At 72.5% G+C, this 11,081-nt stretch carries 10 protein-coding genes; 8 read left to right on the forward strand and 2 right to left on the reverse strand.

Annotation, left to right across the window (positions count from 1 at the left end; translation table 11 throughout):
- Positions 1-43 precede the first annotated feature (43 nt).
- From IG78_RS0128085 to IG78_RS0128100, 5 genes are all read left to right on the forward strand, one after another.
- Entirely contained in the window at positions 44-1,114 is a 1,071-nt protein-coding gene (locus tag IG78_RS0128085) for a TolB family protein (protein ID WP_225882252.1), read from the forward strand.
- Complete coding sequence (locus tag IG78_RS44315; protein ID WP_157855886.1) at positions 1,111-2,301, forward strand: TolB family protein; 1,191 nt, start codon at positions 1,111-1,113, stop codon at positions 2,299-2,301. The genes IG78_RS0128085 and IG78_RS44315 overlap by 4 nt, the downstream gene beginning before the upstream one ends.
- A gap of 45 nt (positions 2,302-2,346) precedes the next feature.
- A complete protein-coding gene (locus tag IG78_RS50675; RefSeq protein ID WP_051852998.1) occupies positions 2,347-3,636 on the forward strand; it encodes a TolB family protein in 1,290 nt (429 codons plus the stop codon).
- Positions 3,637-3,965: 329 nt separating this feature from the next.
- The gene (cimA, locus tag IG78_RS0128095; protein ID WP_030568083.1) at positions 3,966-5,585 is read left to right on the forward strand and encodes a citramalate synthase; all 1,620 of its coding nucleotides are present in this window, start codon (positions 3,966-3,968) and stop codon (positions 5,583-5,585) included.
- A 180-nt stretch (positions 5,586-5,765) separates the two neighbouring features.
- Positions 5,766-7,145, forward strand: coding sequence for a hypothetical protein (locus IG78_RS0128100; RefSeq protein WP_030568085.1), 1,380 nt, complete (start codon positions 5,766-5,768; stop codon positions 7,143-7,145).
- 137 nt (positions 7,146-7,282) lie between these two features.
- Here IG78_RS0128100 and IG78_RS0128105 read toward each other — a convergent pair whose 3' ends face one another.
- Both IG78_RS0128105 and IG78_RS0128110 read right to left on the reverse strand, forming a co-directional pair.
- A complete protein-coding gene (locus tag IG78_RS0128105; RefSeq protein ID WP_030568087.1) occupies positions 7,283-7,825 on the reverse strand; it encodes a hypothetical protein in 543 nt (180 codons plus the stop codon).
- 29 nt (positions 7,826-7,854) lie between these two features.
- Entirely contained in the window at positions 7,855-8,469 is a 615-nt protein-coding gene (locus IG78_RS0128110; RefSeq protein ID WP_030568088.1) for a YceI family protein, read from the reverse strand.
- 439 nt (positions 8,470-8,908) lie between these two features.
- On the opposite strand from IG78_RS0128110, the gene IG78_RS0128115 reads away from it, so the two are divergent.
- The 3 genes from IG78_RS0128115 to IG78_RS46390 form a co-directional block, all read left to right on the forward strand.
- Positions 8,909-9,442 carry a toxin-antitoxin system HicB family antitoxin gene (locus IG78_RS0128115; protein ID WP_030568090.1) on the forward strand — a complete coding sequence of 178 codons (534 nt, stop codon included), beginning with the start codon at positions 8,909-8,911 and terminating at the stop codon, positions 9,440-9,442.
- Between the two features lie 114 nt (positions 9,443-9,556).
- Positions 9,557-10,396, forward strand: a complete 840-nt coding sequence (locus IG78_RS0128120; protein WP_030568092.1) for a DUF4097 family beta strand repeat-containing protein — start codon at positions 9,557-9,559, stop codon at positions 10,394-10,396.
- A 464-nt stretch (positions 10,397-10,860) separates the two neighbouring features.
- On the forward strand, positions 10,861-11,081 hold a 221-nt coding region (locus IG78_RS46390), incomplete at its 3' end, for a carboxyl transferase domain-containing protein (RefSeq protein ID WP_283936548.1).

Below are 11,081 nucleotides of genomic sequence, written 5' to 3' on the forward strand. Positions count from 1 at the left end.
CCCAGAGGACTTCGGGCGCTCTGAGGGGATTCCGGGGGGAATCATGCACAGAGCCGCACGGGTGGCGTCCGCAGCCGCTCTCACCACGGCGCTCGCCGTCGTCGCGTCACCTCCGGCGGCGCGGGCCGCTCCGTCCGACGACCGCCGCGCGCCACGCGTGGAGCGCGTCAGCGTCGCAGCCGACGGCGCCGAGGCCAACGGCTCGTCCGGCGCGGCGACGGTCACCACGAACGGCGGCCACATCGCCTTCAGCAGCGCGGCCACCAACCTCACGCCCGACACCCACACGCGGCCGCAGAGCTCCGCGCACGTCCGCGACCAGGAGTCCGGCAAGGTCACCAGGGTCCGGGACAGCCTGACCGCCCCCGACATCAGCGACGACGGCCGGTTCGCCACGTACCTCGACTGGGGCTCGCACACCACGGCCTCCTACGTGGTGGACCTGAGCACGGGGGAGAAGCGCCGGGTCGACGCCAAGGGCTTCAAGGAGAGCTCCGGCGAGGCCGTGATCAGCGCCGACGGCCGCTACGTCGCCTACGTCCTGCGGCCGCGGCACCCCGCGGACCCGTACCGCGTCGAGGTCTACGACTGGACCACGAACACCCGCGAAGTCGTCAGCGACGGCCCGCCCGACGCCGCACGCGACATGGTGAACCCCTCCATCAGCGCCGACGGCCGCCAGGTGGCGTACGAGGACGCGGGCACCAAACAGGTCTGGGTCCGCGACCGCGAGACCGGCAGCCTCCAGCGCGTCGACGACGGCACCGCCGCCAAGCTCGTCGAGATCAGCGGCGACGGCCGCACCGTGGCCCTGAACTCCGCGGACGGCGCCTACGTACGCGATCTGCGCACCGGCAAGGTGAAGCACTACTCCGGCACCACCGCGAAGGCACTCGCCCCGGAGGGCACGCACCTCCTCCACTCCGACGACGCCTCCACGCTGCGCCTGCGCGACCTGCGCACCGGCCGTGTACGCGTCGTCGGCACCGGCTCGGCCGTCCCCGGCTCGGTCGGCGCCAAGGGCCGCACCGTCGTCTTCTCCTCGGCGGAGACCGACGTGGTGCCCGGTGACACCAACGACCTGACCGACGTCTTCAAGTGGACGCGGCGATGACGCGACCGCGCGGGCGGTCGCACCCGGCGGCCCTGTGGACGGCGGTGCTCGGCCTCGCGCTGAGCACCGCCCCGCTCGCCGCGGCCGCCACCGCACACGCCGAGTCCGGGACCGGCACGGCGCGGACCGCCACCGCACACGCCCCCTTCACCCAACGCGTCAGCACCACAGCCGACGGTGCCCAGCTCGACGGCGCCTCCGGCAGCGGCTCGATCAGCGCCGACGGCGGGCACGTCGCGTTCGTGACCCAGGCGCCCGCCCTCGGCTGCGCGCAGTATCTGCACTGCCTGAAGGTCAAGGACCTGACCACGGGCGCCCTGACCGGCATCGACCTCGGCAGCGGCCACCTCTACGGCAGCCCGCTCCTGAGCGCCGACGGCAGCCGCGTCGCCTTCACGGCCACCAAGCGGTTCGCCGCGCCCTACCTGTACGACCGGGCCACCGGCACCGCGACGCGCCTCTGGCCCCAGGACCCGCCGGGCCGCAACGAACTGGGCGCCGTGGCCGCGATCAGCCCCGACGGCACCCGCGTCGCGTACACCCTCGGCAATCGCAACGGCAATCAGAACGCCCGCCTCCTGTACGTCCGTTCCACCACCACCGGCACCGACGAGCTGATCTCAGGTCCGGAGGAGGGCGACAAGGGCGGGGCCTCGGTCACCGACGACGGCAGTCGGGTCGCGTACCAGATCGGCGGCTACAGCGAAGGCCCCGACGACCGCGGGGACGTCTTCCTCAAGGAGCCCGCCACCGGCGCCCGCACCCAGCTCGACACCGGCCTCGGCACCGGCGAACTGGTCCGGCTCACCGACGACGGCCGCCGCGTCCTGTTCAACGCACGGGGCGGCCTGTACGTCCACACCGTGCGCTCCGGCACCACCGAACGCGTCGCGGACGGCCGCGCCAGGTCGGCCACGGCGGACGGCCGGTACGCGGCGCTGTCCGGCGCGGGCGGACTGCGCCTGCTCGACCTGCGCACCGGCCGCAGCGAGGACGTCGGCCCCGTGGACGCGCGGGCCGGTCTCGGCGCCGTGGCCGCCAAGGGCCGTGCCGTCGTGTTCGGTTCGGAGGCCGGCGACCTGGTGCCGGGCGACACCAACGGCCACCCGGACGTCTTCGTACGCACTCTCGCGGCCACGGGGGGAACCAAGGACCCCGTCGCGTCCGTGTGTCTGCGTGAACGGTGAAGTACAGCCAGTAACAACCTGCAACATCTCACGGGGGAACCATCCATGCGTCTCACCACCCGCGCTGCCCTGGCGGCCGCGCTCGCCGCCGCCGTCACCGGCGCCGTCCTCCCCGCGGCGGCCGCCGCGGACACCCGCGCGCCCGCGCCGCGCACCGAGCGGGTGAGCGTCGCCGCCGACGGCACCCAGGCGGACGGCCCGTCGGACGCGGCCGACATCAGCGCCGACGGCCGCTACGCCGTCTTCCAGTCCGAGGCCACGAACCTGGTGCCCGGCGACACCAACCAGCGCCCCGACATCTACCTGCACGACCTGCGCACCAAGAAGGTGGAGCGCGTCAGCCTCCGGGACTCCGGCGCGCAGTACACCTCGGGCGCGGGCGACCCGTCGATCAGCGCGGACGGCCGGTACGTCACCTACTCCGCGCAGGTCGAGGAGGCGGGCGGCCTGTACAGCGGCACGTTCCTGAAGGACCGCAGGACCGGCCGCACCGAGATCGTCAGCCTCTCCGACGACGACAAGCCGGTCTTCGGCGACTACGCCACCGGCGCGCGGATCAGCGCGAACGGCCGGTACGTGGCCTTCGTGTCCGCGCTGAAGGACCACGGCGACGGCGGCGGTGACGGCATGTGGACCGGCGTCTACCTGCGCGACCGCGAGGAGGGCAGCACCCGCAGGGTCAGCGAGATCGTCACGGGCCACCCCGCCTGGATCGTCGCGGGCCTCACCCTGAGCGCCGACGGCCGCCACGTCGGCTACGGCATCGGCCAGGTCCGGCCCGGCCTCGGCGGCAGGACCTACGTCCACGACGCGAGGACCGGCACCTCGAAGCGGATCGACCTCTCACCGACCGGCAAGGACCTGCGGATCGGCGTGCCCTCGCTCAGCGAGGACGGCGGGTACGCCGCCTTCGAGTCCGCCGAGCCGCTGGTCGGCGGCGACACCAACGGCAAGAGCGACATCTTCCGCCTCGACACCCGCACCGGAAAGATCAAGAAGGTCACCCGGCGGGCGGACGGCGGCCAGACCGACGACCACTCCTACCAGGCCCGCATCACCCCCGACGGCCGCCAGGTGGCGTTCACCTCCTCGGCGTCGGGCCTCACCGCGGGCGACCCCGCCAAGGGCCCCCTGTACGTACGGGACCTGAAGTCGGGCACCACCCGTCGCGTCAACGTGCCGCAGGGCGGCGGCCAGAGCGAGGACCAGGGCTTCACCGCCTACGCGTCCAGCGGCGACGCGCGCACGTTCGTCTTCACCTCGGACGCCACGAACATGGTCCCGGGCGACACGAACGCGGCACGGGACGTCTTCGTACGGCGACACGTCCGCTGAACCCGGGACGTCCGCTGAACCCGGTCCGCCGCGCCGCCCGCATCGTGAGACGGGGCGGCGCGGTCGGCCCCGGCTGTGGCACCCTGCCGTGCATGCTCGTGTTCGCCATGATTATTGGCAGCAAGCGCGCCGGTCCGCAGTGATCGCCTCGTACACATCACGTACAGGCGGACACCGTCGTCCTCGACCCGCGCGCAGACCTCTCGCACCGCGAGGGGTTTTTTCGTTTTCCGGCCCACCCACGACCGGGAGACGGGCGCGAGGGATCATGGGGGGCGGTGGAGCCGGTCCTTCCGGTACACCGAGATCCGACACAGGAGCCAGACAGCATGACGGAAAACAGCACGCCGGACGATTCCTTTCATGTGTTCGACACCACGCTGCGCGACGGCGCACAGCGTGAGGGCATCAACCTGACCGTCGCGGACAAGCTGACCATCGCCCGGTACCTGGACGACTTCGGCGTGGGCTTCATCGAGGGCGGCTGGCCCGGCGCCAACCCCCGCGACACCGAGTTCTTCGCCCGGGCGGCGGCCGAGATCACCTTCAAGAACGCGCAGCTCGTCGCGTTCGGCGCCACCCGCAGGCCGAACGCCAAGGCAGCCGACGACCCGCAGGTCAACGCGCTGCTCACGTCCGGCGCCCCGGTCGTCACGCTGGTCGCCAAGTCGCACGACCGGCACGTCGAGCTGGCCCTGCGCACCACCCTCGACGAGAACGTCGAGATGGTCCGCGACACCGTCTCCTATCTGCGCTCCCAGGGCCGCCGGGTGTTCGTCGACTGCGAGCACTTCTTCGACGGCTACCGCGCCAACCCCGGCTACGCGAAGGCCGTGGTGCGCGCCGCCGCGGAGGCCGGCGCCGACGTCGTCGTGCTGTGCGACACCAACGGCGGCATGCTCCCCGCCCAGGTCCAGGCCATCGTCGCCACCGTCGCCGCCGACACCGGCGCCCGGCTCGGCATCCACGCGCAGGACGACACGGGCTGCGCGGTCGCCAACACCCTCGCCGCCGTCGACGCGGGCGCCACCCACGTACAGTGCACGGCCAACGGCTACGGTGAGCGCGTCGGCAACGCCAACCTGTTCCCGGTCGTTGCGGCCCTTGAGCTGAAGTACGACAAGCGGGTCCTGCCGCAGGGCGCCCTGCGGGACATGACCCGCGTCTCGCACGCCATCGCCGAGGTCGTGAACCTCGCCCCGTCCACGCACCAGCCCTACGTGGGTGTCTCCGCGTTCGCCCACAAGGCGGGCCTGCACGCCTCCGCCATCAAGGTCGACCCGGACCTGTACCAGCACATCGACCCCGAACTCGTCGGCAACCGCATCCGCATGCTGGTCTCCGACATGGCGGGCCGCGCCTCCATCGAGCTCAAGGGCAAGGAGCTCGGCCTCGACCTCGGCGGCGACCGCGAACTGGTCGGCCGGGTCGTGGAGCGCGTCAAGGAGCGCGAACTGCGCGGCTACACCTACGAGGCGGCCGACGCGTCCTTCGAGCTGCTGCTCCGCGAGGAGCTGTGCGGACGGGACGGCGGCACCGGACCGCAGCAGTACTTCAGGACCGAGTCCTGGCGCGCCATCACCGAGGACCGCCCCGACGGCACGCACGCCAACGAGGCCACCGTGAAGGTGTGGGCCAAGGGAGAGCGCATCGTGGCGACGGCGGAGGGCAACGGCCCGGTCAACGCCCTCGACCGGGCCCTGCGCGTGGGCCTGGAGCAGATCTACCCGCAGCTCGCCAAGCTGGAGCTGGTGGACTACAAGGTCCGCATCCTGGAGGGCAAGCACGGTACGTCCTCCACGACCCGGGTGCTGGTCTCCACGGCGGACGGCGAGGGGGAGTGGTCCACGGTCGGGGTCGCGGACAACGTCATCGCCGCCTCCTGGCAGGCGCTGGAGGACGCGGTGACCTACGGTCTGTTGCGCGCGGGGGTCGAACCGGCCCCGTAAGGGGCGCGGGGAACTGCGCGGCCAGCCACAAGAAAGCCGCAGACGCGTCTGCCGAGCGAGCTGACAGACGCGTCTGCGGCTTTTCGTGCGCTGAGCGCGCCCACGCGGCGGAGCCGCACATCGAAACAGCCCCGTGCCCCTACGGGGCACATTCGGGGGCCGGAAGAGTTAGCGTGAAGTATGAGGCCCACCAGGCAGGCGGCGTCATGGCTGGCCCTGGCTCTGTCCGGACTGCTCCTGGCCCTGGGCGCCACGCTCGCCGCGGCGCCCGGTGCCCAGGCCGCGACGGACGTCCAGGCGGTGGCCGACGCCTTGAAGAAGAACCCGGTGTACGTCGACGAAGCGGCATCCGCGCAGCTCCCCGCGGCGGAAGCGGACGCACTCGCCGACCGGATCGAGAAGGCGGGCAAACCGGTGTTCGTGGCGGTGCTTCCCGCCTCGTTCCCCGATCGCGACAACCTCTTCCGCGACCTGCGCACCGCCACCGGCATCACCGGCGTGTACGCCGTCCGCCTCGGCGACCGCTTCGACGCCAGGGCCGACGGCTCCGTGCTCTCGCGCAACGCGGTGCGGAACCTGTCCGCGCTGGTCCAGGGCGAGAGCGCGCAGACCCAGCTCGACCGGTTCGTCGACCAGGCACTCGCGCAGTCCTCCGGATCGGCCCCCGCCTCCTGGGGCGGCGCCGCGGGCGAGGACGACGGGGCGCCCGTCGGGGCGCTGATCGGCGTCGGCGCGGTGGTGGTCGCGGGCGGCGCGGGCGCCTACACGATCGCCCGCCGCAAGCGCCGCAGGCACCATGAGGAGCAGCGCGCGGCCCTGGAGAAGCTGCGGGTGGTGGTCGACGAGGACATCACCGCCTTCGGCGAGGAACTGGACCGGCTCGACTTCCACCCGGCGGAGGCAGGCGCGGACGACGCCATGCGCGCGGACTACGAACGCTCCCTCGACGCCTACGAGAAGGCCAAGTCGTTCATGGCGGCGGCCGAGCGCCCCGAACAGGTCAGGGCCGTCACCCAGGCCTTGGAGGACGGCCGGTTCTCCCTGGCGCTGCTCGCCGCACGACGGGAGGGACGCCCCCTGCCCGAGCGTCGTGCCCCCTGCTTCTTCGACCCGCGGCACGGCCCCTCGGTGAAGGACGCCGAGTGGACCCCCGCCGGGGGCAGTACCCGGGAAGTGCCCGTGTGCGCCGCCGACGCGGTGCGCCTCGCCGACGGCGACGACCCGATGGCCCGCACCGTGACCACCGAGTCCGGCGACCGGCGCCCCTACTGGGAGGCCGGACCCGCCTACGGCCCCTGGGCGGGCGGCTACTTCGGCGGCGGCATGCTCCCTGGCCTCCTGCTCGGCACCGCGCTCGGCACGATGATGGCGAGCCCCGCCTACGCCGCGAGCTACGGCGCCGGGTACGGGGACTTCGGGCCCGGAGCGGGCTACGAGGGCGGCGACGTGTCCGGGGCGGACTTCTCACCGGGTGACTTCGGCGGCGGCGACTTCGGCGGGGGCGGCGACTACGGAGGCGGCTTCGGCGGCGGGGGCGACTTCGGGGGCGGCGGGTTCTGAGGGGCGCCCTCGCGTTCGGGGGCGGATCCTGGGGGGTGCCCTCATGTCCGGGGGCAGCTCCTGGGGGGTGCCCTCACGTTCGGGGGCAGCTCCTGGGGGGTGCCTCACGTCCGGGGCGGCAGCTCCTGGGGGTGCCCTCAAGGCGCGGGGGTCCTGTGCGCGGGCAGTTCCCAGCGGCCCGAGTGCCCCGGCGGCAGCCCCAAGTCGTCGCGTACGGCGGCGTAGTACCCGGCGCGAGCGGCGCGCTGGCGGGCGAGCAGCGCCGTCCACGCGTCGGGGTCGCGCGTGCCGGCCCGCAGGAACCGCTCCATGGCGATCACGACGACCACCCACTCCCGCGCCTGCTCCACCACGGCCGCCGCACCGAGCAGCAGCAGCGCCTCGCCCGCCGGATCGCGGGCGTCGGCGGCCTCGGTGAGCAGCGGTTCGGCCTCGGCGGCGGACAGCGGGTGCGGGTGCGGGTCGTTGCCCTGGTGGGCGGCGATGCGGTACGTCAGGGTGACGTTCCGCTTCAGCACGCGCGCGTAGTCGCTGTAGACCGCGAGACGCCGCTCTTCCCAGCGGGACTCGCGCTCACGCCGGAAGCGGATCCGTTCGCCGCGCATCACCGCGACGTACGACCCCATGGCACCGATCACCACGCCTATCAGGGCGGGCAGTTGAGAGAGGAACTCGGACACCGGCGAACGGTACCGCGCCCGCGGCAGGGTCAGACGGCGCTCTTGACCGCGGAGATGTCGAAGGTGAGCTTGATCTTGTCGGAGACGAGGACGCCACCGGTCTCCAGGGCCGCGTTCCAGGTCAGACCCCACTCGGAGCGCAGGATCTCCGCCTTGCCCTCGAAGCCGACGCGCTCGTTGCCGAACGGGTCCTTGGCGGCGCCGTTGAACTCCAGGTCGATGGTCAGCGGTTTGGTGGTGCCGAGGATCGTGAGGTCGCCGGTGATGCGGAACTCGCCGCCGCCGAGTGCCTCGGCCTTGGTGGAGCGGAAGGTCATCTGCGGGAACTCGTCGGTCTTGAAGAAGTCCGCGCTCTTGAGATGGCCGTCGCGGTCCGCGTTGCCCGTGTCGATGCTGTCCATGGCGACGTCGAGGGTCGCCGACGACGCGGACGGGTCGCCGCCGTCCAGGTACAGCGCGCCGGTGAACTCCTTGAAGGAGCCCTTCACATTGGTGACCATCGCGTGCCGGGCGGCGAAGCCGATCGTCGTGTGCGCGGGGTCGAGGGCGTACTCGCCGGTCAGGGCCGTCAGGTCCGCAGCGGCCTCGGCGGGGGTGGCGGCGGTGGCGGTGGCGGTGTCTTCCTTGCGGCTGAAGAATCCCATGGCGTGCTCCTCGGCATGACTAGTTGAGTGTTCAACGAGTTCCACGGTAACGCTATCCAGTTCAATATTCAACATCAAGCGGAGCGTGTCGAGGCGATTACGCGTCGAGTGCGAGTGGGTGCACGGCCGCATGAGGGGCGCGTTGCCGCGTGGGGGATGTGCAGCCGCATGGGGGACGCGTAGTCGCACGGGGGGCGCGCAGCCCATGGGGGACGCGCAGCCGCATGGGTGCGCGCTACCGCTGGGGGGGCCGTCGCACGGGGGAATCGGGCCAGGGGGCGTTCGGGGGTGGCCGGTCGGCCTGATCGGCGGCGGCGGGTTCGGGTTCCGCTTGGGGGCGTGGTGCCACGTATGGCACCATCGCGCATTCTCGCGCGAAACCACACTTCGCGTGGCGTTGCGGCTTGCTATGGCACCACTATGGTGCCATAGTGGTGTCATGAACCTCACGCCGTATGTCGCCCAACTCCGGCAGGAGCTCGCGATCGCCGCGGAGGCCGGAGGTGAGGACGCTCGCGCGATCGCCGAGCGTCTGATCGCGCCGCTTGAGTCGGCCACCCGGCTGACCATGCTGAATGTGCTGTCCGCGGCCATGGACGAGATTACCCGAGACCTGGCCCCCGGCTCGGTCGACGTGCGGCTGCGCGGGGGCGACCCGGACTTCGTGGTGACGCCCGCGCCGACCGGCGAGGGCTTCGAGGGGCCCCCGATGGAGGTCCGCGCGGCCCGCCCCGCACCCGCCCCGGCGCCCGTCCCCGAGTCGGACGAGGGCGGCACGGCCCGGATCAACCTCCGGCTTCCGATGCACCTGAAGGCCCAGGCCGAGGAGGCCGCGGCCGCCGAGAGCCTGTCGGTCAACGCCTGGCTGGTCCGCACCGTCGCCGACGCCCTCAAGCAGGGCGACGCGAGCAGGCAGCCCGCGTCGCACGCCTCCCCGAGCGTCGGGAACAGCTTTACGGGATGGGCGCGCTAGGGGCTTCGCGCCCGCGCGCAGCCACGCCGCCGCCCTGTCCGGATCCGGCCCGTACGGTCCACAGGACGCGTCGGGACGACGATCCGGACGACCCATCAGGATGAGGACAGCCCCATGCCTACCTTCGACACCGCCAAGCCCGTCTACGCCACGGTGATCGTGGAGATCGGGTCGCTGCGGATCGCCGCCTCCGACCGCACCGACACCGTCGTCGAGGTGCGCCCCACCACCGAGTCCCGGCAGGCGGACGTGCGGGCCGCCGAGCAGACCCGGGTCGAGTGCTCCGGCGGCCGGCTCCTGGTGAAGGGCCCCAAGGAGCGCTCCCTGTTCAGCAAGGGCTCGTCCGTCGACGTGGAGATCCTGCTGCCCGAGGGTTCCCACCTCCAGGTGAACACCTCCATGGCCGACTTCAGCGCCGAAGGCCGCCTGGGGGAGTGCGAGGTGAAGACATCGGCCGGTGACATCCGGATCGACTGGGCGGGCTCCGCGCGCCTGCACACCGGGTACGGCCAGGTGGTGGTCGACCGCGCGGAGGGCCCCGTCGACGTCACCACCGCGTCCGGAGAGGTCCGGCTGCGTACGGTCGGCGGCACCGCCGTGGTCAAGAACTCCAACGGCCCGACGGAGATCGGCGAGGTCACCGGCGACGTCCGCGTGAAGGCGTCGAACGGCACGATCACCATCGGCCGCGCCCACTCCGACGTCAACGTCAGAACGGCCAACGGCGGCATCAGCGTCGGCGAGGTGGTGCGCGGCACGGTCGTCCTGCAGACCGGCATGGGCGGCCTGGACATCGGCATCCGCGAGGGCACCGCCGCCTGGCTCGACGTACAGACCAAGGTCGGGGCGGTGCGGCAGGCGCTGGGCAGCTCCGAGGGGCCAGGGGACTCGGGGGAGACGGTTCAGGTGCGCGGGCGCACGGGGGCCGGGGACATCCTGATCCACCGGGCCTGAGGGGCCTCGGAACGCGCTTCCCGAACGCGCTTCCCGAGGCGTCACTGGGGGCCGTTTCCCGTCCCCCTCCGGTGGTCGGACGGTTGTCGGGCCCCGCCAATTCACCTGCCCCTCGCCAGCCGGAAGGTCCGTGGCCGTGCCGGTGACCGGTCGTGCGGATGCGACCCTGGCGGTGCCTGGGGTTCCGACCGATGGCCTGCGGCGACGGCGAAGGACCGCCGGGCGGTGTGGCGCCGCCTCCCGGACGGGCCGCGCGCGGCCCCAGGATGCGCGTCGGCTCCGGCCCGATGTGAGCGGACTCTCACTGGCGCCGATTGTGGAATCTCTACAGCCGCATGGGCCTCTGAGCAGTCACTTCGGCTGCATCCCCGAAGCATTCTGTCCGGGGGTGCCAGGAAAACGGTCCCGAGACTGTGCGGAGTCGACGGTCCGTTCTCCCCCTGGTCCTCCGTAAGGTCGAGAGCATGACCGTTTTGGACGAAGCTGGATCTTCGGCGGGCGAGCCCGCGGACGCGCGGGGCCGAGTCGCCGAATTGGCGGAGATCCGCGCGCAGGCGCTTGCCGGACCCGGTGAGAAGGCGACCCGGGCGCAGCACGCCAAGGGCAAGCTGACGGCCCGCGAGCGGATCGCGCTGCTGCTGGACGAGGGTTCGTTCCAGGAGGTCGAGCAGTTGCGCAGGCACCG

The sequence above is a fragment of the Streptomyces aureocirculatus genome (assembly GCF_000720475.1).
GTDB classification, from domain to species: domain Bacteria; phylum Actinomycetota; class Actinomycetes; order Streptomycetales; family Streptomycetaceae; genus Streptomyces; species Streptomyces aureocirculatus.

Coding starts and splice junctions, on each gene's coding strand:
- IG78_RS0128115 (WP_030568090.1), top strand. CDS start 8,909: ATGAACCTCACGCCGTATGTCGCCCAACTCCGGCAGGAGCTCGCGATC.
- IG78_RS44315 (WP_157855886.1), top strand. CDS start 1,111: ATGACGCGACCGCGCGGGCGGTCGCACCCGGCGGCCCTGTGGACGGCG.
- IG78_RS0128110 (WP_030568088.1), bottom strand. CDS start 8,469: ATGGGATTCTTCAGCCGCAAGGAAGACACCGCCACCGCCACCGCCGCC.
- IG78_RS0128120 (WP_030568092.1), top strand. CDS start 9,557: ATGCCTACCTTCGACACCGCCAAGCCCGTCTACGCCACGGTGATCGTG.
- IG78_RS0128100 (WP_030568085.1), top strand. CDS start 5,766: ATGAGGCCCACCAGGCAGGCGGCGTCATGGCTGGCCCTGGCTCTGTCC.
- IG78_RS0128085 (WP_225882252.1), top strand. CDS start 44: ATGCACAGAGCCGCACGGGTGGCGTCCGCAGCCGCTCTCACCACGGCG.
- cimA (WP_030568083.1), top strand. CDS start 3,966: ATGACGGAAAACAGCACGCCGGACGATTCCTTTCATGTGTTCGACACC.
- IG78_RS50675 (WP_051852998.1), top strand. CDS start 2,347: ATGCGTCTCACCACCCGCGCTGCCCTGGCGGCCGCGCTCGCCGCCGCC.